Origin of the sequence: Methylocapsa polymorpha, assembly GCF_045689225.1 — a bacterium.
In the GTDB taxonomy this organism is placed as follows: Bacteria; Pseudomonadota; Alphaproteobacteria; order Rhizobiales; family Beijerinckiaceae; genus Methylocapsa; species Methylocapsa polymorpha.
This window is the reverse complement of sequence record NZ_CP136862.1, coordinates 3,391,179-3,413,477: the sequence shown is the minus strand read 5'-3', so window position 1 is coordinate 3,413,477 and position 22,299 is coordinate 3,391,179. Positions and strand designations below refer to the sequence as shown.

Below are 22,299 nucleotides of genomic sequence, written 5' to 3'. Positions count from 1 at the left end.
ACAAACTGTGGTCATGGAGATTGACAGTTGCGACAATCATTATCGAGGCAACATTCAGATTCATAACCATGTGGGGAGCTTAGCCCAGTGCTCTTCAAAATTCTTAGGACACATAAAGACCTCGGACAAAAACGACAATGGATGCATTCAAACTACTTTACGAGAAATATACCATTCGGAAACTTCGCCGTTGCCGATTGAGGGCGGATTATTCGGGCCCGTGTATGACTTACATTATAAATATCAGGACAGTAAACTAATAGTTACTCTGAGATTGTCCGGCACAAAAGAGACCACAGCGTATGAGTTATCTAATGGCTGCATACAGCCTAACGCTTATGCATACGATAACATCATGGATTGGAGGCAGTTCAAGGACTACCTTCATTCGCTAACCCCTGAAAAACATATATGGAGGGGTCAGCAAAAAAATAATTGGCACCTACAATCTTCATTCCATAGGAGCGGGCGCGCTGATTTAGTTCAATATGCTGTAACCGACCTGGCTTTACTCCAACCGCACATAACAGCTTTGACAAAATCAAAATACAATCTCAACCACATTGACGACCAAATTGAATTTATAAGCTTGCTTCAACATCATGGCTATCCAACACCTTTCCTAGACTGGACACTGTCGCCTTATATCGCAGCGTTTTTCGCCTTCCAAAACGTGAAAAAAGACAATAAAGACGATAAAGAACAGAAGTATGCCAGGATATTTAGTCTAGACTACGATGAGTGGTCTTCGGTGATACAAGACCCTTTTACACTAGCCTGTGGATCGCCGCAATTCACAATATTAAATGCATTTTCCATGCATAATCCAAGACAAATTCCCCAACAAGCAATTCTAACATTTACCAATGTCGCAAATATCGAAACATTTTTTCAGGTTAAACAAGCTGAAGTTGACAAGCAATTCCTTAAAGCCATTGATATACCGTGGACAGAGCGTGACATCATCATGCGTGAACTGCGCTTGATGGGAGTGACCGCAGCCTCACTGTTTCCTGGGCTAGACGGCACATGTGCGGCATTCAGGGAGCAACGTTTTCCGAAACAAACAACGACGGATTAAGCTGCCAGACCACACCTTCCCATTCATCGCACGGCTGACCCGAGCGTGTCTGGCTTTTGAAGTCAAGGACGGCCCAAAGGGCCGCCGCAGGCGGCGCGCCTCTGGCGCGTCCTTGAGTTCAAAAGCCAGACACGCTTTTCTGCCGCCATACGATGAATGCGTTTTTATGCGCCCAACGCGCCGACGATAGGGCCGTGCATGGCAAGCCCTCGCGCTTCGAGACGGGCGCTTCGCGCCCTCCTCAGCATGAGGGCCTTGGGGCGGCGGCCTTGCACATAGGGCGCAAGTGGACTTCTTGCCACAATCTCCAGATTCCTCACCCTGAGGAGGGTCCGCAGGACCCGTCTCGAAGGGCGAGGAATCGTCCTCAGGCGCTTTCTGCGCGCCATGCGATGAAACGCCATCGATAAGCGCCCTGCATGGCAAGCCCTCGCGCTTCGAGACGGGCGCTTCGCGCCCTCCTCAGCATGAGGGCTTGTGGCGGTGGCTTTGCCTCACTGCTGCTGGATGCGCGGGCGCCAGGAGAGGTCCTCGGACCATACATAGATCGAGATCGCCGCCAAGAAGAGCACGGCGCCGACCCAGAATAGCGGGGAATGATGAATGCGCCGCCAATCGCGTTGGGCCGCCGGCCTTGGCGCGTCTCCATGATGGTTTCTTCTATTCACGTCCCGCGCCCCGTTTTTCTTGTTCCATCGCACGGCTGACCGGAGCGTGTCTGGGCTTTGAAGTCAAGGATCCGAAAGCCCTCGCGCTTCGAGACGGGCGCTTCGCGCCCTCCTCAGCATGAGGGCTTTGGGGCGGCGGCCTTGCACATGGGGCGCAATTGACTTCTTGCCTCAATCTCCAGATTCCTCACCCTGAGGAGGGTCCGCGGGACCCGTCTCGAAGGGCGAGGAATCGTCCCTGCCCTTTTTGCCGCCCTTTCGCCGCGCCAGTGCCGTCAGGCGCTCGAAATCGCCGCGCATATAGGCCTCCTTCTTCGCGCGCGACCATCCTTTGATTCGACGCTCCGCGGCTATCGCTTCATCTACGCGCTCGTAATATTCGCTGAACACGAGCGTCACTGGGAGGCGGCTCGCGGTGTAGCAGCCTTCGATAAGACCCTGCGCATGTTCACTCACGCGCTCTTGAACGTCGCGCCGCGTGACGCCTGTATAATAACTACCATCGGCGCATCGCAGGATGTAGATAAACGCGCCTTGCATCAAAGCCCTCGCGATTGGAGCGGATCATGTCTCATGCGTGGTGGCGGACCGGAGCGATCTATCAAGTCTATCCACGTTCGTTTCAAGATTCGAACGACGACGGCATCGGCGATCTCGAAGGCATAAGGCAGCGGCTCGATTATTTCGTCTGGCTGGGAGTCGACGCGATCTGGATCTCGCCGATCTATCCCTCGCCGATGTACGATTTCGGCTATGACGTCGCGGATTATTGCGACATCGATCCGATCTTCGGCTCGCTCGAGACTTTCGACCGCCTCGTCGTGGAGGCGCATGGGCGCGGTCTGAAAATCATCCTGGATTTCGTGCCCAACCACACGTCGATTCTACATCCCTGGTTTCAGGCGAGCCGACAGTCCCGCGCAGATCCAAAACGCGACTGGTATATTTGGCGTGAGCCGGCGCCGGGCGGCGGGCCGCCCAACAATTGGCTCAGCAATTTCGGCGGAAGCGGCTGGACCTTGGACGCGCAAACGGGCCAATATTACTACCACGCCTATCTCACCGAGCAGCCGGACCTGAACTGGCGCAACGCGCAAGTGCGCGCGGCGATGCACGAGGTCATGCGCTTCTGGCTGCGTCGCGGCGTCGACGGCTTCCGCGTCGATGTGATCTGGCATCTGATGAAGGACGCCGGGCTGCGCGACAATCCGCCCAATCCGGCCTGGACGCCGGATCAGCCGGAAATTGAGCGGTTGCTTCAGATCCATTCGACCGATCAGCCCGAAGTCCATGACGTGATCGCCGAGCTTCGCCGCGTGACGGAAGAATTCGACGACCGCGTGCTGATCGGCGAGATCTATCTGCCGATCGACAGGCTCGTCGCCTATTATGGCGAGGACCTCAAAGGCGCGCATCTGCCCTTCAACTTTCAACTGCTGCAGACCGCTTGGAGCGCGCCGCGCATCGCCGAATTGATCTCGGACTATGAGGCGGCGCTGCCCGAAGGCGGCTGGCCGAACTGGGTGCTCGGCAATCACGATCGCCCGCGCATCGCGGCCAGGGTCGGGCAGGCGCAGGCGCGCGTCGCCGCCATGCTGCTCTTGACCTTGCGCGGGACGCCGACGCTCTATTATGGCGACGAGCTGGGCGTAGGTCCTGTCGAGATCGCGCCGGATCAGATCCGCGATCCCTGGGCGAAGCGCGAGCCGGGCCTTGGCGTCGGCCGCGACCCGGTGCGCACGCCAATGCAATGGGACGCGACCGGTTTCGCCGGATTCTCGACGCATGAGCCCTGGCTGCCGCTGACGCGCGACCATAAGACGCGCAATGTCGCGGTCATGCGCAATGAGCCCGCGTCGATCCTGTCGCTGGCGCGCGGCCTTCTCCATTATCGCCGCCAACATGCGTCGCTTTCCGAGGGGTCTTGGCGGCTTCTCGACTGCCGCGACGAGCTGCTCGCCTATGAGCGCCGCGAGGGAGACGATCGCACGCTCGTCGCGCTCAATTTTGGTTCGGCCCCCCAAGGCTGGACTCCGCCGCCGGGAACGCCAGCCCTCAAAATCGCGATCTCGACTCATTGCGACCGTCAAGGCGAAGCTGTCGGACCAACCTTGAGCCTGCGACCAGACGAGGGCCTGCTCCTCGCGCCAGGCTGACAGGAGCCGCCCATTCCAACTGGGACTGGAAACGCCAGCGCAATCCTTGCTAGACAAGGGTTTGACCAGGTGCGGAAAACAGAATGAACAAGGAAGGCGCCGTCGGCCATTCGACGAATCTCGTGGGCCTGCCCACGCATTTTCTGGCGAGTTGCGATTTCAATGATCAACCCATGCCGATCCATATAGCGGCGGCGCGGGAGATGAACGCGAACCTGTTCGAGATGCTGAGCCAAGCCGCCGATTTGCAGGAGGCCGGCGAAGCTTTCATCTACTATATGAATGCGATGTTTGGGCTCGATCCGGAGCAGCGCGAGGAGCTCGGACGGACCGCGTCAGGGCGACGGCGCTACCGCTCATCCTTTTTGCGCCTGATCAAGGGCTGGGGATATGACAGCAACGGCCCAGAGGGCGCAGTTTTCAAGGGCTGGGTCGAAAGCCGCTTCGGCATATTTCCAACCTATCACAAGGGACCGATCCGGCGCATTTCAAGCGGCAGTTGGACGAGCTATGTGGAAGAGAAAATGTCGAGCCGCTTCCATAACAACGCCATCTATGCGCAGCTCGATCTGGTCTATGAATTCTGCCAATGGGCGTTGGCGCATCTCGTCGCGCCGAAGGAAACCCATGTCACGCTGTATCGCGGCGTCAACTCATTCGACGAGCATCAGATCCAGGGGCAATGCGACAAGCAAACATTTGTGATGCGGCTCAATAATCTCGCCTCTTTTTCCGCCGACCGCGAGGTCGCCTGCTGTTTCGGCGACATCATTCTCACCGCCCGCGTGCCGCTCGCCAAGCTGGTCTTCTTCAACACGCTGCTATCGATGCACGCGCTGAACGGCGAAGCCGAATATCTGGTCATTGGCGGCGACTACCGCGTCGCCGCCAGCAGCCTCTGAGAGCGGGCCGGGCAATGACCGTCCCCACACTGGAAGACCGGGCGCTCGCCGCCTTTCTCGGCTTGGCGGTTGGCGATGCGCTGGGCGCGACGGTCGAGTTCCTCAGCCGAGACGAAATCATCGCAAGGCACGGTCGGCATAAGAAGATCATCGGCGGCGGCTGGCTTCGTCTGGCGCCGGGGCAAGTCACGGACGACACCGAGCTGTCTCTCGCGCTCGGCCGCTCGCTGGCGCGGCAAGGAGGTTTCGACTGCCGCGACATTTGCGAGGAATTCGCGGCGTGGCTGAAGGCCGGGCCCGTCGATGTCGGCAATACCTGCCGCCGCGGCATTCGCCGTTACATCACGCAAGGGACTCTTGCCGGCCCCTTGCGCGAGTCCGACGCTGGCAATGGCGCCGCCATGCGCGTCCTGCCTGTGGCGCTCGCGACGCTCGGCCGTCCGGAACAGGCCAAGGCCTGGACCCTCGCCCAGTGCCATATCACCCATCATCATCCGATCTCCGACGCGGTATCGCTTGCGCTCGTCGACATGACGCAAGCGCTGCTCGGCGGCCTCAGCATATCGGCGGCCCGCGCCAAGGCCGACGCCTTGACGGGTGCCCATCCCGAGCTCGGTTTCGAGCCCTATCAAGGCAAATCCTCGGCCTATGTCGTCGAGACGATGCAGACGGTTCTGCATTTCTATTTCGCGACCAAATCCTTCGGCGAATGCCTGATCGAAACTGTGAACCAGGGCGGCGACGCCGACACGACCGGAGCCTTGGCCGGAATGCTCGCCGGCGCGACCTATGGACTTGCGGCGATTCCGCCGGACTGGCTCGGGCGGCTCGACCGCAAGGTCGCCGCCGAGATCCGGGGCCAGGTTCCGCAATTGCTCGCGCTTTCCGGGCGCCTCGCCAGATAGGTTTCTCGACTTCGCTTCGAGCTTTGTTTGACACTGAAAATCGCGCCGAGTACTAGGTCGGAAACGCGACATTCGATCGCGCGCATCGAGGAGGACGCCTCTTGCTGATCGACCGGACCGATGCTCCGTCGGAGCCCAGGCGCGCGCTCGGCGATGTTGGCGCGCGGCGGCGATGATCGCGCGCGCATCCACGACAAGGCGCAATTTTCTGGCCGGCGGCGCATGCCTTTGCTGTCTTCCTGGCGCGCGGCGCGCCTTCGCCGCCCCCGGCCCTTTCGCGACAGCGGAAATCGCCGAAGGGATTCATATTCGGCGCGGCCTCGACGAGGATGCGACGCAAGATAATGATGACGCGATCGCCAATATTGGCTTCATCATTGGCCGCGATGCGGTGCTCGTCACCGATCCGGGCGGGAGCCTCGCGGATGGCGAAAATCTGCGCGCGACGATCAAGCGCATGACGGACCTGCCGATCAAATATGTCGTGATGAGCCATGTTCATCCCGACCATATTTTCGGGGCCGGCGCATTCAGGCGGGATGAGCCGGTGTATGTCGGCCACATCCGCCTCGCCGAGGCGCTGCGGCAGCGCGGCGACTACTATAGCAGCGCTCTCGCCAAGGTGCTCGGGCCCAAAAGCGTCGGCGCGCCCGTCGCGCCGAACATGGAAGTGCGCGAGAAAGCCGAGATCGATCTCGGCGATCGCATCATCGAGGCGACGGCTCATCCGACCGCCCATACGATGACCGACTTGAGCTTGCTCGACAAGAAAACCGGCGTGCTGCTCCCGGCCGATTTGGTTTTCGTCGGCCGCGTTCCTTCGCTCGACGGCAGCTTGCAGGGCTGGCTCAAGGAGCTCGCGAAGCTGAAGCAGATTGGGGCGTTGCGCATCGTCCCCGGCCATGGGCCTGTCTCGGTCGAATGGCCGGCTGGAGCAGCCAGCATCGAACTTTATCTGGCGATCCTGGAACGCGAGACGCGACAGGCGATCGCAAACGGAATCGACATCGAAGCCGCCATCTCGACGGTCGCTCAATCCGAGCGCGGCAAATGGAAATTATTCGACGACTATAACGGCCGCAATGTCACCGAGGCTTACAAGGAGCTGGAATGGCAGTGACGGCGCTTCTCACAAGGAGTTCGGCATGAGCAAACCCGCCATCGGTTTGGGCTTCGCGCTCGCTCTTCTCTTCGCTACGGCCGCCGCGGCCCAGGACGATGACGCCGCGCGCGCGAGCCGCTGGGCGGATTTGCGGCAGACTCTCTTCGGCGACAAGCAGGTGCTAAACGGCGACGGCAAGATCGCGCTCGAAGCGCCCGATCGCGCCCTCGACGCCGCATTGGTCCCGGTAACGATCACCGTCCAGAACCCGAAAGACGTCACGGCGCTCTATCTCGTGATCGACGACAATCCAGCGCCGGTCGCCGCACATGTGACCTACGGTCCGGCGGGAGACCCGCGAAGCCTGAAGCTGCGGGTCAGGATCAATCAATACACGAATATGCACGCCGTCGAAGAGACCGCGCAGGGCGAGCTTTATGAGGTTAGCCGCTTCATCAAAGCGTCCGGCGGCTGCTCCGCGCCGGCGGGCTCTTATGACGCGGCCGCGCTCGCGGACATCGGCCAGATGAAGCTTCGCCCGATCGGCGAGGCGGACGCGAGCGATTCATTCGAAGCGCAGATTCTTATCCGCCATCCGAATTTCAACGGCATGCAAATGGATCAGGTCACGCGGCTGTATACGCCCGCCCGCTTCTTGAAGACCATCGCAATCAGCCGCGACGGCGAAACTGTGCTTCAGCTCGAAAGCGACATTTCGCTCGCGACCGATCCGGCGATCACATTCGCCATCAAGGGGCAAAAGAAAGGGAAATTGGCGATCACAGCGAAGGACAGCGAGAACGCGGTCTTCGAACATATTTTCGACCTTGATCAGCAGGGAAGCTGAAATGCTTCTTTCGCGACTCTCCCTCCTAGGCGGCTTGCTGCTTCTCGCTCTTGCAGGCGTGGCGAAAGCCGAGGCGCCTGAGCCGCCGGACTATTGGACGGGGCCGATGCAAGGCGACGTTCCAGCGACTCTTGCAGGCGGCCGCGTCCTCCACACCGATTCCCTGGCTGATCTCCTGCGCATTGGCGGCGTTGTTCTGATCGATGTCGCCGAGCCGCCGCACCGTCCCGCCAATCTAGCCCCTGACGCGATCTGGAAGCCTTCGCATCAAAATATCGCTGGAAGCGTCTGGCTGCCCGGCGTAGGGGCGGGAAAGCTCGAAGATTCTTTAAGCGATTTCTTTCGCGAAAGGCTGAAGACGCTTTCCAGCGGCGATGTCCAGCGTCCCCTCGTCTTCTACTGCCACCAAAACTGTTGGGGAAGCTGGAATGCCGCAAAGCGCGCGATCAGCTTCGGCTGCCGGAACGTCTCTTGGTATCCCGCAGGGGTAGAAGGCTGGCAAGACGCCGGCCGGCCCCTCGCCACGGCGCAACCCGAAACGCCTTCGCAGGCGGCTCGGTAATTTCGAAGGCGCGCGGAGCCTTCCACATTCTTAATGTCCTGGCGCTATCGTCTCATGCTGATTGTTCGCAACGCGCGCAATGGTCGCCGACGAAGCGCGTCGCGCGCGTCGCGCTTCGCCACGGCGCGCGGCAGACGCTGAAGCGCAGCAATGGCGTGGAACCAGACCACGACGTAGAGTGTTGCCTTGACAGTAGAATCCGATTCAACCGATCGACGCATTGCGCCGTCAATGCGCGCTCCGTTGCGCGATCGCGCCCGCGAATTGGTCATGACGCATTCGAGCCGGGGCGAATGACGGGAGGGGCGGCGGTGGGCCAGCAGGCGATCGATTTCTCGAAAGCTCCTATAGCTGATGTTTTGGCGGCGCTTGACGCCAATCCAAAGCGCGGTCTCGCCACGGCGGAAGCCAAGAGCCGGCTTGCGAAATATGGTCCGAACGCTTTGGAGGAGAAGAGAACGAGCCAATGGGCCGTCCTCTTCGGCTTTTTCTGGGGGCCTATCCCCTGGATGATCGAAGCCGCCGCGCTCACGGCGGCGATCGTCCGGGATTGGGGCGATTTCACCATCATCCTCGCGCTGCTGGCGTTCAACGCCGGCCTCGGCTTCATCGAGGAGCACCAAGCCTCAAACGCGCTTGCCGCGTTGAAGAATGCGCTGGCGCTGAAGGCCAAGGCGCTGCGCGGCGGGGCCTGGAGCGAGATCGCGGCGCAAAACATCGTGCCGGGCGACATTATCGAAATCCGGCTCGGCGACATCGTGCCTGCCGACGCCCGCCTCATCTCCGGCGCCTATTTGAGCGTCGACCAAGCCGCCTTGACCGGCGAATCCCTGCCCGTATCAAAAAAAATGGGCGACGTCGTCTATTCCGGTTCGATCGCCAAGCAGGGCGAGATGGAGGCTGTGGTCACAGCCACCGGCGCACTGACCTTTTTTGGCCGCACCGCGAAACTCGTCCAGAAAGCCGGCGCCGCGTCGCATTTCCAAGCCGCCGTCATGCGCATCGGCGATTTCCTGATCGCGATCGCGGCCGCGCTCGCCGTTGTCCTGATCGCCGTTCAACTCTCGCGCGACGTCAGCATTTTGCGGCTCGCCGAATTCGTCCTGATCCTGCTCGTCGCCTCCGTGCCAGTCGCTATGCCGGCCGTGCTGTCGATGACCATGGCGCTCGGCGCGAAGATGCTCGCGCGCGAAAAGGCGATCGTCTCGCGTCTCGAGTCGATCGAGGAAATGGCCGGCATGGAAGTGCTCTGCTCGGACAAGACCGGAACGTTGACGCAGAACAAGCTCACGCTCGGCGAGGTCAGCCCGTGGGGGCAGACGGACCCGCAGGCGGTGCTGCTCGCCGCCGCACTCGCCTCCAAGGCGGAAGACGAGGACCCGATCGATCTCGCAGTGCTCGCAGGCCAGCGCGATCGCGCCGCCCTCGCCTCGTTTAAGCCTAAGGATTATCAGCCTTTCGATCCGGTGACGAAGCGGACTGAAGCGACTGTCGAAGGCGTCGACGGCAAGGCCCTACGCGTCGCCAAAGGGGCGCCGCAGGTGATCCTCGATCTCGTCAAAATGACGGGCGCCGAGCGCGAAGCCGCGGACAAGCGCGTCGATGAATTCGCCGCCAAGGGCTTCCGAACTCTGGGGGTCGCTCGCGCCGAGGCGGGCGAGGCTTGGAGCTTCCTCGGCTTCATCCCGCTCTACGATCCGCCGCGCGTCGATTCGAAAGAGACGATCAGCCGCGCCGAGGCCTATGGCGTCAGGATCAAGATGGTGACAGGCGACGATGTGGCGATCGCGCGGCAGATCGCCGGCGAGCTCGGCCTCGGCGTCAATATTCAACCGGCGACGGACCTCTTCGCCGGCGACGCGGCGAAGGGCGTCATTGCGCCCGATGTCGCAGCGAAAATCGAAGCGGCGGACGGTTTCGCGCGCGTCTTTCCGGAGCATAAATACGCGATCGTGAAAGCGTTGCAGGAGCGCGGCCTCATCGTCGGCATGACCGGCGACGGCGTCAACGACGCCCCCGCGCTGAAGCAGGCCGATATCGGCATCGCCGTATCCGGCGCGACGGACGCCGCGCGTGCGGCCGCGGCCCTGATCCTGACCGCGCCCGGCCTTGCGACAATCATCAAAGGCATCGAGGAGGCGCGGCGGATCTTCGAGCGGATGATGAGCTACACGCTCTACCGCATCGCCATGACGCTCGACATCATGGTCTTTATCGTGCTCGCCACCATCGTCTATGGCTTTTTCCCGCTGACGCCGGTGATGATCATCATGCTGGCTCTGTTGGACGACATCCCGATCATGACCATCGCATTCGACAGGGCCGACGTGTCGCAGCGGCCGGTGCGCTGGGACATGAGCCGCGTGCTCGTCATCTCCTCTTTGCTCGGCGCGCTGGCGGTCGTGCAGAGCTTCGGGCTGCTCTATATTGGGCAAAGCGTCCTCAAGCTCGACGCCCGGCATCTGCAGACGTTCCTCTTTCTGCAGCTTGTCGTCGGCGGCCATCTGATGCTCTTCGTCACGCGGACGAAAGGCGCGGCCTGGGAGTCGCCCAAGCCGGCCCCCGCTTTGTTCTGGGCGATTGCAGCGACCCAAATCGTGGCGGCCCTGCTCTGCTTCTACGGCCTGCTTGTCCCGCCGCTGTCCCTTGGCCTGATCGGCCTCGTGTGGATCTACAACCTCGCCTGGATGACCGTGCAGGATATCGCCAAGCGCGCGGCCTATCGAGAGATCGAGCGCAGGGCCAATCGTGCGACAGCCTTTCTATCGACACTCAAGACGCCGTTGCATGGGAGCGCGGCGGTAGGCCCGGTCAACTAAGCCGGCGCTGGAGGCGAACATGGATTATCGTAAGGAATTTATTGTCGCGCCCGGGCAAAAGCTCCGGCTGGCGGACGTCGATCCCGCCTACAAGGGCCCCCATGAGTCGCATGAAACGGCCGCGCCGGAATTGGAGCGCTATAGCCAGAAGCTCGGCCAGATGCAGACCCTGTTGTATGCCGGGAGGAAGCACTCCATTCTAGTTGTCCTGCAGGCGCTCGACGCCGGCGGCAAGGATGGAACCGTCAACCATGTGTTCGCCGCGTTCAACGCGCAAGGCGCTTCGGTGACCGGCTTCAAAGAGCCGACCCCATTGGAGCTGTCCCATGATTTTCTCTGGCGGGTCCATCCACATGCGCCGCCGAAAGGGTGGATCTCGATCTTCAACCGCTCGCACTACGAGGATGTGCTGATCACGAGGGTCCATAGACTGATCGATAAAGCGACCTGGACCGAACGTTATAACCGGATCCGCGACTTCGAGACCGAGCTTCATGAGAGTGGAACAACGATCTTGAAGTTCTTCCTGCATATCAGCAAGGAGGAGCAACTCGCGCGGTTCGAGAAGCGGCTCGACGATCCCGCGCGCAATTGGAAGATCAGCGAATCGGATTATTCCGAGCGCGAGCTTTGGGGCGACTATGTCCTCGCTTTCGAGGACGCCCTGACCGCGACCAGCACACATCACGCCCCTTGGTATGTGATCCCGTCAAACCATAAGTGGTTTCGCAATCTGGCGGTGTCGCAGATCGTCGCCGACACGATGGAGGATCTCAAAATGTCCTTCCCGAAGCCGACGGTCGACCTAGCCGACATAAGGCGCAAATATCATGCGGCGGTGTTGGAGGAGAAGAAGGCTGGGAAAGGGTGAAGGCGGCCGCGGCGCGGCATTTCGCTTTGCTGCTGCGCTGAGTTCTCGCCCGACGCCGCCTTGTGGGGACCAGCATCGCAAGCTAGGCGAGCCGCTTGCAGCGAGAGAAACGGGCGCTTAAACCTGCTCTTGTCAAAAGCGGATCAAGGTCCGTCGAACTGAAGCAGGCCGAAATGACGCAGAGCCTTCTCGAGCGCCGCCGCATCGAAGCTGAATTCGCCAAGGGACTCTTCGATACGCTCGCCGAGGACCTCGGCCGCGAACGCGCCGTTGCAATCCTTACAAAAGCGGTCATCCGTCTCGCCGAGACGGCGGGCGAAAAATTCGCTGAGCAAACACGCGGCCCGGCGCAAGAGAACGGCCCAGACCTTCTGGCCTATGCCGAGATATTGCCCATTTGGCAACAGGGCGACGCCCTGGCGATCGATCTCAAACTGCGTGAAGCGGACCGCCTTGAATTCGACGTGGTCCGCTGCCGCTACGCCGAAATGTATCGCGAGCTGGGCATTCCCGAACTCGGCGCGGTTTTGTCCTGCAATCGCGACAAGGCCTTTTGCATCGGATTCAATCCTAACATCCGCCTGACGCGAACCAAGACCATCATGGAGGGCGGCGATCACTGCGATTTTCGCTACGCGGTTCGAAAGGAAGCCGAGCCTTGAGCCGCCGGGGCTAGCGTGGCGCATATTTTGCGCTCGCCCATCGCCGACAAGACCGCAATCGACAAATTGATTTCGTCTATTAAATTTATAGGGTAAGCTACGCCCTGTTCAACGGCCCGCGCCGCGCTCGACCGCCGACATCTCATTGGGCCGGCGACAAGCACGCATCCAGGTCTTTGCCTAAGGCGCGCTGGCGAGGTCGAGGCGCGTTCTCTATACAGGAGTTCGCGCCCATGAGCCGACGGACGATCGGACAGATGACCCTGATAGCCAATCCGGAACCGCTTGAAGCCGCGCCAACGGAATTCACGGCCTCCAACGCTCTATGGACGCGCCTGCGCCAGGAAGCCGAAGACGCGTTTTCTCGCGAACGCGTCCTGGCGCCTCTCTTCGTGAATTCGATTCTGAACCGCGCCAGCTTCGAGGACGCAGTCGTTCACCGCATCGCGGCGCGGCTCGGCAATGAGGCGGTTCCGGCCTATCTGATCGCCGATGTTTTCAGCCAGGCCCTCGCCGACGACCCGGAGATCGGGGCAGCGTTCCGGGCCGACATCGTGGCGGTCCTCGACAGGGATCCCGCGTGCGAGCGTCTGATCGAACCCTTCCTCTATTTCAAGGGGTTCCATGCGATTCAGACGCATCGGCTCGCGCATTGGCTGTGGCTCAACAACCGCAATGATTTCGCGCTTTATCTGCAGAGCCGGTCGTCCGACGTGTTCCAGACCGACATCAATCCGGCGGCGCGCTTCGGCAAGGGCATTTTTCTCGACCATGCAACCGGTCTCGTCGTCGGCGCGACGAGCGTCATCGACGACAATGTGTCGATCCTGCAGAATGTGACGCTCGGCGGCACCGGGAAGGAAGTCGGCGACCGGCACCCGAAAGTCCGGCGCGGCGTGATGATCGGCGCCGGCGCCAAGATTCTCGGCAATATTGAAATTGGCGCATGTTCGCTCATCGCCGCCGGTTCGGTCGTCTTGCATCCGGTGCCGCCCAATACGACTATGGCAGGCGTTCCGGCCCGCGCGGTCGGCGCCGCCGGATGCGCCGAGCCGGCGAGAAACATGAATCAGATCTTGAGCCAGCTCGCCTACGATTCCTTTACTTATACGATCTGACGCCCATCCGAGCCGAGGGCTCGGCGCGAGCCATCCCACTGCGCCGCCTTGTCTTCGGTTTCATCGTCCGACCCAAAATCTCGAGGAGAACAGCTATGGCGTGGCAATCAAAAAGGCCGGAAACACTCGCGTTGCACGCAGGCTGGCGCGCCGATCCGGCGACGGGCGCAGTCGCCGTGCCGATCTATCAGACGACATCCTATCAGTTTCGCGACACGCAACACGCCGCCGATCTCTTCGCGCTCAAAGAGCTCGGCAATATTTATACCCGCATCGGCAATCCGACCGTCGACGTGCTCGAACAGCGCGTGGCGGCGCTCGAAGGCGGCGTCGCGGCCCTCGCGCTGGCCTCCGGCCAGGCGGCCTCGGCCTTCGCCGTGCAAAATCTCGCGCGGGTCGGCGACAATATCGTCAGCTCGACGGATCTCTATGGCGGCACGTGGAATCTCTTCGCCAATACGCTGAAAGATCAGGGGATCGAGGTCCGCTTCGTCGATCCGAGCGACCCCGAGAATTTTCGCCGCGCGACCGACGCCCGCACCCGCGCCTATTACGCCGAGACTCTTCCAAATCCGAAGCTCATCGTCTTTCCGATCGCCGAGGTCGCCGCGATCGGCCGCGAATTCGGCGTCCCTCTCATCGTTGACAACACCGCTGCGCCGGTTCTTTCGCGCCCGATCGAGCATGGCGCCGCGATCGTCGTCTATTCGGCCACGAAATATCTCGGCGGCCACGGAAATTCGATCGGCGGTCTGATCGTCGACGGCGGCAATTTTGACTGGGAGCAATTCAAGGAGCGCCAGCCCGCCTTGAACACGCCGGATCCGAGCTATCATGGCGCGGTCTGGACCGAGGCGGTGAAGCCGCTCGGACCCGTCGCCTATATCATCAAGGCGCGCACGACCTTGCTCCGCGATCTCGGCGCGCCGCTCTCCCCCTTCAACGCTTTTCTTATTCTACAGGGCATCGAGTCGCTTGCGCTGAGGATTGAGCGCCATGCCGAGAACGCCAAGGCGGTCGCGAATTATCTGCTGAAAAAGCCCGAGGTTACGAAAGTGATCTATCCGTCGCTCCAGACCGGCGCGGCGCGGGAGCGGGCCGATAAATATCTCTCCGGCGGCTATGGCGGCCTTGTCGGGTTCGAACTCCAGGGCGGCGCCGAAGCGGGGCGCAAATTTATCGATCATCTCGAGCTCTTCTACCATGTCGCCAATATTGGCGACTCGCGCAGCCTCGCCATTCACCCCGCTACCACGACCCATTCGCAGCTGACCTCCGAGGAACAGCTGGCGACCGGAGTTTCAGAAGGCTATGTCCGCCTTTCGGTCGGCATCGAGCATATCGACGACATCCTTGCCGATCTCGACAAAGGCTTGGCCGCGGCAGGCGGACTCGCCCGGGCCGCCTGAGCCCCGCAAAAACAATGGACAAGCGATAAGGCGCCGTTCGGTCACATAGAATCATTCTAGGCGCCGCGTTTTGTTTGTTGACATAAAGGCTAGACTTTATACTCTCTCGGTCAGGGAGCGCCTGGTCTCAAAAATGGGCTGACGCGGCATGCCGGGCGCGGATGAGTTCAGGCGTAACCGTTCAGCAGGACAATTTCGGAGTAATTGAGATGGCACTTCAACTTGGCGACATCGCCCCCGATTTCGAAGCCGATACGACCGAAGGGCATATCCATTTTCACGACTGGATCGGGGATTCTTGGGCGGTCTTGTTTTCGCATCCGAAGAACTTCACCCCGATCTGCACGACGGAGCTTGGCTACACCGCGAAGCTGAAACCTGAATTCGACAAGCGCAATGTCAAGGTTCTCGGCCTCAGCGTCGATCAGCTCGCCAGTCATGAGCAATGGGCGAACGACATCAAGGAAACCCAAGGCCACGCGCTCAATTTCCCCTTGATCGCTGATCCCGACCGCAAGGTCGCCAATCTCTATGGCATGATCCATCCGAATGCGAGCGACACGCTGACCGTGCGTTCAGTCTTCATCATCGGGCCGGACAAGAAGATCAAGCTGACGCTGACCTATCCCGCGAGCACCGGCCGCAACTTCGACGAAGTGCTTCGCGTGATCGATTCATTGCAACTCACCTCAAAGCATCAGGTCGCGACGCCGGTCAACTGGAAGAGTGGCGAAGACGTGATCATCGTCCCATCGGTGTCGGACGAGGATGCGAAGAAGAAATTCCCGAACGGTTGGACCGCGCCGCGCCCCTATCTGCGGATTGTTCCTCAGCCGCAAGGCTGATTCATTCGCCTTCCGAGCCGGAGGCGGACTGAATATCAGCGCTCGAGGCCGTCGCTCTATGATGGCCTCGACGCATTGGGCTTCTAGCGAATGCTCCCTTGTCGCCGGCCCCCGCGCCTCAAGACATCCCGCCGACGGCCGCGCGCGTCGAGCTTGATCGGATGGCTGCTCCGGGGAGATGAATTCACCGCGTTTTCGAAGCGCTGCGGTCTATTCTTCTCGGCGCCGGCGGACATCCGATATACGATGCTCTCTCGTTCATTCGAGCTAACTCATTTGGAGCAAGGACCTATGGCGCAGACCGCCGCAAAGAAGGCAGCAAGCCCTATTCCCGCGCAGGCGCCAGGACGCGGCCGCATCTATGATTCGATCATCGACACAATCGGCAACACGCCGCTCGTTCGATTGCAAAAGCTCGCCAAGGAAAAAGGCGTCAAGGCCAATCTCCTAGCGAAGCTCGAATTCTTCAATCCGATCGCCAGCGTGAAGGACCGCATCGGCGTCCATATGATCTCGGTCATGGAAGCGGCCGGCAAGATCACGCCCGGCAAGACGACGCTGATCGAGCCGACATCCGGCAACACCGGCATCGCCCTGGCCTTCGTCGCCGCCGCCCGCGGCTACAAGCTCATTCTCGTCATGCCGGAATCCATGTCGCTCGAACGCCGCAAGATGCTGGCTCTTCTCGGCGCGGAGCTCGTCCTCACGCCGGCGCCGCAGGGGATGAAAGGCGCGATCGCGCGGGCGCAGGAACTCGCCGAGTCGACGCCGGACTCCGTCATTCCGAAACAGTTCGAAAATCCGGCTAATCCGGAAATCCATCGGCTGACCACGGCCGAAGAAATCTGGAACGATACAGAAGGCGAAATCGACGCCTTCGTGTCTGGAGTTGGCACCGGCGGGACGATCACCGGCGTCGCCCAGGTCTTGAAACCGCGCCGGCCGAGCCTGAAGATCATCGCCGTCGAGCCGGAAGATTCGCCGGTTCTCTCGGGCGGCCAGCCGGGGCCGCATAAGATACAAGGCATAGGCGCAGGCTTCGTGCCGGCCATCCTGGACCGTTCGCTGATCGACGAAGTCGTCACCGTCGGCAACCAGACCTCCTTCGACACCGCCCGCCTCGTGGCGCGCATCGAGGGAATTCCGGTCGGCATTTCCTCCGGCGCGGCCATCGCCGCCGCGATCGAAGTGGGGCTGCGGCCGGAATTCGAGGGCAAGAACATTGTTCTTATCATTCCGTCCTTCGCCGAGCGCTATTTGTCGACGGCGCTGTTCGACGGGCTCTGAGCGGGCTTCGCTGGAACGCGTCAAAAGCTAGCGCGGCATTTCCAAACGACCCGGATCTGCCGCGATCAAGCGATCGGCCCATTTCAAACTGTGCCGTTTTTGACACAAACGCCGAAATTAGCGCCTCCCGCGCTGTCGAGCGAGCGCCGATCGGCGCGGCTTGCGCGATGCCTGCCGCAGCCTACGAACCAAATCGCAATCATGCGCGTCCTGATCGTTTTTTCCATCGCCATTAGCGTAAGCCTGTGCGCCGATCCCGGTTTCCTTTCCGTCGCCGTCGCTGTTGACGCAACGCAACGCGATGCCGTGGGACCGGCCGCAGACGCTTTCGGGGGCGGCGACTCGCCTGCAAACCTGGGCGGGGCGTCTGACTCTTGGCGGCGCGTTCACGGTCCAGATTCGAATGGCGGGACGGAGGCTGCGGCAATCTTGCACACCGCCGAGTTCGAACGTTCCGACCCTCGTCTGGCGGGCCTGATGTTGCGTTGCGGCGACCATGGCGTTGAGGTCATCATCGTCGTCGTCGAACCGTTTCCGCCGCATGCGCGACCGAAAATCACCTTGCGTGTGGCGGGACAAGAGTCATACTTCGAAGGTATTGTCATCCCAACAGGCGCGGGCGTTCGCGTGCCGGTGGACGCTTGGAAACTGGCGACCGGTTCGCAGCTTGGATCAAAAGAATTGGGAGTCAAAATTTCCGATGGCGAGTCAATGATCGACGGCGTCGTCGCGCTGGCGGGTTTGAGGCCCGCGCTCGAATCGCTCAGCGTGGATTGCGCCCGGAAATGACGCTTTACAAAAACCGGCATTTGCGCTGAACTCTAACAAAAACAAAAAGCGCCAAGTAAGAAGAATAAGACAAGATAAGTCATCTGGGAGGCATCGACATGGGTATTCTATTCATTGGAGGAATGCTGTTCGGGACGATCCTTGGACGGCTCTTTAAAGTCTTGATTTTGGTTCCCACCTGCGGCGTGGCGATCGTTTTGGTTCTCGCCAAACCCGTTGTCGCGGACCACAGCGTGGCGCAAACAATTCTCGAAATCATTCTCTTGGTGACGGGCCTTCAATTCGGTTACGCGGTTGGGCTGATCTCAAGCAATATGTCCGCCGTGTTGCGCGGCTTTCGGAAGGCTTTTGCTTCCTCTGCCCATTCCGCAGGGTCGCGCTCCTTGCATGTGAGGTAGCCTGGCGAAGCTGGACGCAACGCATCTACCCAGAAATGCTTCGCCTGAACGCGGCAACAGGGCGAAGACTCTCTGGGAGGATGGAAGTCGTCGAATTTCAGACGAGATGCGCTTCTCAAGTTCTGCGCCTGATCAGTGGCAAGGGGTTTTCCGGACGACAGCGAAAGCCCCTTAGATCGTTTTCTTTGCCATGTTGCATTTTTGCCCAATGATCGGTTTCCTTTTGCAAGGAAAGTCGTTCGAGTTCTGAACCTTTCGCGCCGCACAAATACTTCTATAATAGAATCAATAACTTATAGATCAATTTCGTTTCGGGATCGCATCTCCTGCGAACGAAGACGGTCGACTTCTCAGGACGAAGCATTGACCGGCTAAAGGCGCCATGTCCCCGCGTTGGCGAAACAGGGCTGAGTTTCCCAACCGCACCGCTCTAGACCTTCTTTAAGATTCGGTTTACCTGTCGGGGCTTGTGACGAGGCTCGGCTGCACCCAAGCTCGCACTGCGGCCAGTCGCGTCTAGGGAGGTTGTTGCCAAGAGAAGTCCCGGCTCGGGAATCGGCCGGAGAAAGATTGCGACTTCCAAGCACTGAAGAGGCGAGACAGAATGGTTCGATCGGTCTACTTGCGTGGATCTTGCCGCGGATCTCGGGCGAGTCTCGCCAAGCTCGCTTTCATTTTTGCATCTGCGGGATTTCTTGCCGGCTGCGTCGAATCCGCGGCCTCGCTTCCTCCACAAGCCGATGCGCCGCAAGCGCCGTTGCGCCGGGATGGCGTCAGCCCGCGCGGCGCCAGCGTCGCCTTGGCGAGCCTAAGCGGCGTTCCCGAACCCGTAGCCGACCGGATGAAGAACGCCTTCGCGCAGGAAGCCACCCAGCGCGACATCACGCTAGCCGACGCGAAGAACGCCGATTACCTCGTGCGCGGCTATCTGAACGCCGCGCCGACGGAAGCCGGAACTTCAATTACAGTCGTCTTCGATATTTTTGACGCCGCCAAGAAACGCGCCCTAAGGCTCGAAGACGCCCTTTTCGTCAAGGGCGCTTCGGCGGCGTCCGACCCATGGTCCGCCGTCGACATGGCCGCAATCGGCGACGTCGCAGCGAAGAGCGCCGACAACCTCGCCGCCTTTCTCACCAATACGCCGGAAGCGAACGGCGCGGCTAAGACGAGGAACGCGATGGCCGCGAGCAAAGCCGCAACCGTTTCCGCTAGATCTGAGGACGGTCGAACGACCCTCCAAAGAACGCAGCCGAAGCTTTCGTCCTCCACGGCGACAGCGAGCGATCTAAATCTCGCCGCGTTGCGCTGAGCCCCGGAGTTAACTCCGCCAAAAGCAATTCCAACCTAAACCTCGACATCAGATCGCCCGCCGATATGATCCTGGCTGGCGGCGCCGGCAATATGAGAAACATTTGGAGGAACCATGACACGTCGACTAATCCTGAGCGCGATCGCCTTCGCAGCGTTTAGCGTTAGCCAAGCGCACGCCGATCCGCTCGGCGAATGGAGAGTCGCCGACGGCAATGCGACTGTGCAAATACGCAAATGCGGCGGAGGTTTCTGCGGCTTTGTCGCGTCTACGCGAACGGCCCCCGGACGGGATGAAAAAAATCCCGACCCCTCCAAACGCAGCCGTTCCGTGCTCGGCATCGAAGTCTTGATCAATCTGCGGCCGGCGGGAAACAATCTCTGGAAAGGCACGACCTACAACGCCGAGGATGGCCAATTCTATAGCGCCACGGTGTCGCTGCAGAGCGAGCGCGCTCTGCAAATTCAAGGCTGCGTTCCGAACGGCGGGCTCTGCGGCAACGAAACCTGGGTCCGGGTGAAATGACCGGGTTGTGATTCGCCCTTGCCATCCGACTGTTGATCGACGCTTTGGCTGTCTCAAGCGTCGTCAAACGATCCGGAGCGGCGTTGAACCGGCGAAGCCTCGGCCGCGACATTGCAAGCCCGAGCCAAAGCCGCCCGCTTCGCCGCCAATGACATCCTGGAAATGCGCCGGCGGCAAGATGCGGAGCCGAGCGCCGGCGGCGCAGACGCGACGGCGATGCGAAGGGCGTCCGTGATTTTGCTTGCGCCAAACCATTGACCCTTTTGTCGAAAAATGCTCCAGAAAAAATTACGCGACCCGGCCTCGCATGTCGAAGGCCGAGTATTTGCACGAGACTGGCATCAACAACGGCGGCCCTTGCGCTTTTGCGTCCGACGATCCGAACCGAGAGGCGCGCGCCGCGCCAGCGCTCCCGCGAACTATTTCGTCGCCGCATGATTGTCCAGTTCAAGCGCCGTGGTTAAAGGTGGACGCCACAATTGGAGTGGCGAGTGGGTATGGGCGCGATGAAGATCCTGGCAGGCAACTCCAACCGCGCGCTTACAGAAGCAATCGCAGCCTATCTCGGCGTGCCGCTGACCAAATGCCAGGTGCGCCGTTTCGCCGACATGGAAATCTTCGTTGAAATCCAGGAGAATGTTCGCGGCCAGGACGCCTTCATCGTCCAATCGACGTCCTATCCGGCCAACGATCACTTGATGGAAATGCTTATCATGATCGACGCGCTGAGGCGCGCGTCGGCAAGGCGAATCACCTCGGTCATTCCCTATTTCGGCTACGCTCGGCAGGATCGAAAACCCGGTCCGCGCACGCCCATTTCGGCAAAGCTCGTCGCTAATCTCATCACGCGCGCCGGCGCCGATCGAGTGCTCACGGTCGATCTCCATGCCGGGCAGATTCAAGGCTTCTTCGATATCCCGACCGACAATTTGTTTTCCGCTCCGGTTTTTGTGCGCGAAATTCGGGAGCGGCTGGAGCTCAACCATATCATGGTTGTTTCGCCCGACGTCGGCGGCGTGATACGGGCCCGCGCCTTGGCGAAACGCATCGATGCGCCCCTCGCCATCGTCGACAAGCGGCGCGAGCGCGCCGGCGAGTCGGAAGTGATGAACATCATTGGCGACGTTGCCGGCAAGGCCTGCATCCTGATCGACGACATCGTCGATTCCGGCGGCACATTATGCAACGCCGCCGATGCTTTGCTGCGGGAGGGCGCGCGAGAAGTTTACGCCTATATCACTCATGGCGTTCTTTCCGGGGGCGCTGTGGCGCGAATCGCCGCCTCGCGGCTGAAAGAGCTCGTCATCACCGACACAATCCAGTCGACCGAAGCGATCCGCGTCTCAAACAACATTCGGACCGTTTCAATTGCGCCGCTAATCGGGGAAGCGATCGCGCGAATCGCCAAAGAAGAAAGCGTTTCGAGCCTGTTCGATTGACCGACGCCTGGTCGTCGAAAAAGCTCAGGCCAAACGAGAGCCGGAGCTGGGCGAGCCGCAAGCAGGGCGTAAGCGTGACGCGTCAGCTTGGCTCAAGAAAAAAAACCTATGCCGCCGTTTCTAGGTCGTGAAAACGCCGGGCTGCGCGTTTTATTCTCCAGATAATCGAACCCTGCCTAATGAACCGACTCGCCTTTCGGTCTTGACAGATTAATATATTAAGTTTATAGACTAAGCATACATTATGGCGCGAAATGCGCCGCAACTTGAAAGCGACTTCCATGGCAGACGCCTATGTCATCCAGGTGAGCGGCCGCACGGCGGGCATTGTCGCTCGCGATTCGCGCGATCGCAGCTTCAATTTTTTTGCTGCGATGCAGCCGTTCACCGCTATGGAAGGACGCCCGTTCGCCGACCCTCTCGCGGCCGAACGAGCCGCGCGGCATCTGGCCAAGCATGGGAACCTCCCACGGCGGCTCGACCAAGGCGCCCTGCCCGCTGCGGCGCTCCGAATCAACGAAAAGTGACGGAGCGCCCAAGCCTGATTATCCCTCGAACAGACTCCGAAAGACTGAGGCGGCTATTCGATCGATAAGAAGCCCGCG

Annotated in this window: 22 protein-coding genes; 20 read left to right on the top strand and 2 right to left on the bottom strand. The window is 60.5% G+C overall.

What is annotated here, in order from left to right; genetic code table 11:
- The first annotated feature begins 355 nt into the window (after positions 1-355).
- A complete protein-coding gene (locus RZS28_RS15750; RefSeq protein WP_407338684.1) occupies positions 356-1,081 on the top strand; it encodes an FRG domain-containing protein in 726 nt (241 codons plus the stop codon).
- Positions 1,082-1,575: 494 nt separating this feature from the next.
- On the opposite strand, the gene RZS28_RS15745 is transcribed toward RZS28_RS15750, so the two are convergent.
- Complete coding sequence (locus tag RZS28_RS15745; RefSeq protein WP_407338683.1) at positions 1,576-1,749, bottom strand: hypothetical protein; 174 nt, start codon at positions 1,747-1,749, stop codon at positions 1,576-1,578.
- A gap of 171 nt (positions 1,750-1,920) precedes the next feature.
- Complete coding sequence (locus RZS28_RS15740) at positions 1,921-2,289, bottom strand: GIY-YIG nuclease family protein (RefSeq protein WP_407338682.1); 369 nt, start codon at positions 2,287-2,289, stop codon at positions 1,921-1,923.
- 26 nt (positions 2,290-2,315) lie between these two features.
- Between RZS28_RS15740 and RZS28_RS15735 the strand changes: the two genes are divergently transcribed.
- From RZS28_RS15735 to RZS28_RS15645, 19 genes are all read left to right on the top strand, one after another.
- Entirely contained in the window at positions 2,316-3,905 is a 1,590-nt protein-coding gene (locus tag RZS28_RS15735; RefSeq protein WP_407338681.1) for an alpha-amylase family glycosyl hydrolase, read from the top strand.
- Between the two features lie 83 nt (positions 3,906-3,988).
- A complete protein-coding gene (locus RZS28_RS15730) occupies positions 3,989-4,807 on the top strand; it encodes an NAD(+)--dinitrogen-reductase ADP-D-ribosyltransferase (protein WP_407338680.1) in 819 nt (272 codons plus the stop codon).
- 14 nt (positions 4,808-4,821) lie between these two features.
- A complete protein-coding gene (draG, locus tag RZS28_RS15725) occupies positions 4,822-5,712 on the top strand; it encodes an ADP-ribosyl-[dinitrogen reductase] hydrolase (protein ID WP_407338679.1) in 891 nt (296 codons plus the stop codon).
- A 172-nt stretch (positions 5,713-5,884) separates the two neighbouring features.
- On the top strand, positions 5,885-6,832 hold the full coding sequence (locus tag RZS28_RS15720; protein ID WP_407338678.1) for a quinoprotein relay system zinc metallohydrolase 2: 948 nt from the start codon (positions 5,885-5,887) through the stop codon (positions 6,830-6,832).
- Between the two features lie 25 nt (positions 6,833-6,857).
- Positions 6,858-7,661 carry a quinoprotein dehydrogenase-associated SoxYZ-like carrier gene (locus tag RZS28_RS15715; protein ID WP_407338677.1) on the top strand — a complete coding sequence of 268 codons (804 nt, stop codon included), beginning with the start codon at positions 6,858-6,860 and terminating at the stop codon, positions 7,659-7,661.
- 1 nt (position 7,662) lies between these two features.
- A complete protein-coding gene (locus RZS28_RS15710; protein WP_407338676.1) occupies positions 7,663-8,223 on the top strand; it encodes a rhodanese-like domain-containing protein in 561 nt (186 codons plus the stop codon).
- Positions 8,224-8,516: 293 nt separating this feature from the next.
- On the top strand, positions 8,517-11,042 hold the full coding sequence (locus RZS28_RS15705) for a plasma-membrane proton-efflux P-type ATPase (RefSeq protein WP_407338675.1): 2,526 nt from the start codon (positions 8,517-8,519) through the stop codon (positions 11,040-11,042).
- 19 nt (positions 11,043-11,061) lie between these two features.
- Entirely contained in the window at positions 11,062-11,913 is an 852-nt protein-coding gene (locus RZS28_RS15700) for a polyphosphate kinase 2 family protein (protein WP_407338674.1), read from the top strand.
- A 173-nt stretch (positions 11,914-12,086) separates the two neighbouring features.
- The gene (locus tag RZS28_RS15695) at positions 12,087-12,575 is read left to right on the top strand and encodes an L-2-amino-thiazoline-4-carboxylic acid hydrolase (protein ID WP_407338673.1); all 489 of its coding nucleotides are present in this window, start codon (positions 12,087-12,089) and stop codon (positions 12,573-12,575) included.
- 233 nt (positions 12,576-12,808) lie between these two features.
- Positions 12,809-13,693 (top strand): serine O-acetyltransferase, encoded by an 885-nt coding sequence (gene cysE / locus RZS28_RS15690; protein ID WP_407338672.1) that lies wholly within the window; start codon positions 12,809-12,811, stop codon positions 13,691-13,693.
- Positions 13,694-13,788: 95 nt separating this feature from the next.
- The gene (locus RZS28_RS15685) at positions 13,789-15,102 is read left to right on the top strand and encodes an O-acetylhomoserine aminocarboxypropyltransferase/cysteine synthase family protein (RefSeq protein WP_407338671.1); all 1,314 of its coding nucleotides are present in this window, start codon (positions 13,789-13,791) and stop codon (positions 15,100-15,102) included.
- A 209-nt stretch (positions 15,103-15,311) separates the two neighbouring features.
- Positions 15,312-15,947 carry a peroxiredoxin gene (locus RZS28_RS15680; RefSeq protein WP_407338670.1) on the top strand — a complete coding sequence of 212 codons (636 nt, stop codon included), beginning with the start codon at positions 15,312-15,314 and terminating at the stop codon, positions 15,945-15,947.
- Positions 15,948-16,238: 291 nt separating this feature from the next.
- Positions 16,239-17,234 carry a cysteine synthase A gene (gene cysK / locus RZS28_RS15675; RefSeq protein WP_407338669.1) on the top strand — a complete coding sequence of 332 codons (996 nt, stop codon included), beginning with the start codon at positions 16,239-16,241 and terminating at the stop codon, positions 17,232-17,234.
- Between the two features lie 201 nt (positions 17,235-17,435).
- A complete protein-coding gene (locus tag RZS28_RS15670; RefSeq protein WP_407338668.1) occupies positions 17,436-18,023 on the top strand; it encodes a hypothetical protein in 588 nt (195 codons plus the stop codon).
- Positions 18,024-18,121: 98 nt separating this feature from the next.
- Positions 18,122-18,421 carry a hypothetical protein gene (locus RZS28_RS15665; RefSeq protein WP_407338667.1) on the top strand — a complete coding sequence of 100 codons (300 nt, stop codon included), beginning with the start codon at positions 18,122-18,124 and terminating at the stop codon, positions 18,419-18,421.
- A gap of 604 nt (positions 18,422-19,025) precedes the next feature.
- Entirely contained in the window at positions 19,026-19,730 is a 705-nt protein-coding gene (locus RZS28_RS15660) for a hypothetical protein (protein WP_407338666.1), read from the top strand.
- Between the two features lie 114 nt (positions 19,731-19,844).
- A complete protein-coding gene (locus RZS28_RS15655) occupies positions 19,845-20,255 on the top strand; it encodes a DUF2147 domain-containing protein (protein WP_407338665.1) in 411 nt (136 codons plus the stop codon).
- A gap of 497 nt (positions 20,256-20,752) precedes the next feature.
- The gene (locus tag RZS28_RS15650) at positions 20,753-21,694 is read left to right on the top strand and encodes a ribose-phosphate pyrophosphokinase (RefSeq protein ID WP_407341143.1); all 942 of its coding nucleotides are present in this window, start codon (positions 20,753-20,755) and stop codon (positions 21,692-21,694) included.
- 281 nt (positions 21,695-21,975) lie between these two features.
- Positions 21,976-22,221, top strand: coding sequence for a hypothetical protein (locus RZS28_RS15645; protein ID WP_407338664.1), 246 nt, complete (start codon positions 21,976-21,978; stop codon positions 22,219-22,221).
- The last annotated feature ends 78 nt before the right edge of the window (positions 22,222-22,299 follow it).

Excerpts from the sequence above, each read along its gene's own strand:
- RZS28_RS15750 (WP_407338684.1), top strand. The coding sequence starts at position 356 with ATGGATTGGAGGCAGTTCAAGGACTACCTTCATTCGCTAACCCCTGAA.
- RZS28_RS15740 (WP_407338682.1), bottom strand. The coding sequence starts at position 2,289 with ATGCAAGGCGCGTTTATCTACATCCTGCGATGCGCCGATGGTAGTTAT.
- RZS28_RS15735 (WP_407338681.1), top strand. The coding sequence starts at position 2,316 with ATGTCTCATGCGTGGTGGCGGACCGGAGCGATCTATCAAGTCTATCCA.
- RZS28_RS15730 (WP_407338680.1), top strand. The coding sequence starts at position 3,989 with ATGAACAAGGAAGGCGCCGTCGGCCATTCGACGAATCTCGTGGGCCTG.
- draG (WP_407338679.1), top strand. The coding sequence starts at position 4,822 with ATGACCGTCCCCACACTGGAAGACCGGGCGCTCGCCGCCTTTCTCGGC.
- RZS28_RS15720 (WP_407338678.1), top strand. The coding sequence starts at position 5,885 with ATGATCGCGCGCGCATCCACGACAAGGCGCAATTTTCTGGCCGGCGGC.
- RZS28_RS15715 (WP_407338677.1), top strand. The coding sequence starts at position 6,858 with ATGAGCAAACCCGCCATCGGTTTGGGCTTCGCGCTCGCTCTTCTCTTC.
- RZS28_RS15710 (WP_407338676.1), top strand. The coding sequence starts at position 7,663 with ATGCTTCTTTCGCGACTCTCCCTCCTAGGCGGCTTGCTGCTTCTCGCT.
- RZS28_RS15705 (WP_407338675.1), top strand. The coding sequence starts at position 8,517 with ATGACGGGAGGGGCGGCGGTGGGCCAGCAGGCGATCGATTTCTCGAAA.
- RZS28_RS15700 (WP_407338674.1), top strand. The coding sequence starts at position 11,062 with ATGGATTATCGTAAGGAATTTATTGTCGCGCCCGGGCAAAAGCTCCGG.
- RZS28_RS15695 (WP_407338673.1), top strand. The coding sequence starts at position 12,087 with ATGACGCAGAGCCTTCTCGAGCGCCGCCGCATCGAAGCTGAATTCGCC.
- cysE (WP_407338672.1), top strand. The coding sequence starts at position 12,809 with ATGAGCCGACGGACGATCGGACAGATGACCCTGATAGCCAATCCGGAA.
- RZS28_RS15685 (WP_407338671.1), top strand. The coding sequence starts at position 13,789 with ATGGCGTGGCAATCAAAAAGGCCGGAAACACTCGCGTTGCACGCAGGC.
- RZS28_RS15680 (WP_407338670.1), top strand. The coding sequence starts at position 15,312 with ATGGCACTTCAACTTGGCGACATCGCCCCCGATTTCGAAGCCGATACG.
- cysK (WP_407338669.1), top strand. The coding sequence starts at position 16,239 with ATGGCGCAGACCGCCGCAAAGAAGGCAGCAAGCCCTATTCCCGCGCAG.
- RZS28_RS15670 (WP_407338668.1), top strand. The coding sequence starts at position 17,436 with ATGCGCGTCCTGATCGTTTTTTCCATCGCCATTAGCGTAAGCCTGTGC.
- RZS28_RS15665 (WP_407338667.1), top strand. The coding sequence starts at position 18,122 with ATGGGTATTCTATTCATTGGAGGAATGCTGTTCGGGACGATCCTTGGA.
- RZS28_RS15660 (WP_407338666.1), top strand. The coding sequence starts at position 19,026 with ATGGTTCGATCGGTCTACTTGCGTGGATCTTGCCGCGGATCTCGGGCG.
- RZS28_RS15655 (WP_407338665.1), top strand. The coding sequence starts at position 19,845 with ATGACACGTCGACTAATCCTGAGCGCGATCGCCTTCGCAGCGTTTAGC.
- RZS28_RS15650 (WP_407341143.1), top strand. The coding sequence starts at position 20,753 with ATGGGCGCGATGAAGATCCTGGCAGGCAACTCCAACCGCGCGCTTACA.
- RZS28_RS15645 (WP_407338664.1), top strand. The coding sequence starts at position 21,976 with ATGGCAGACGCCTATGTCATCCAGGTGAGCGGCCGCACGGCGGGCATT.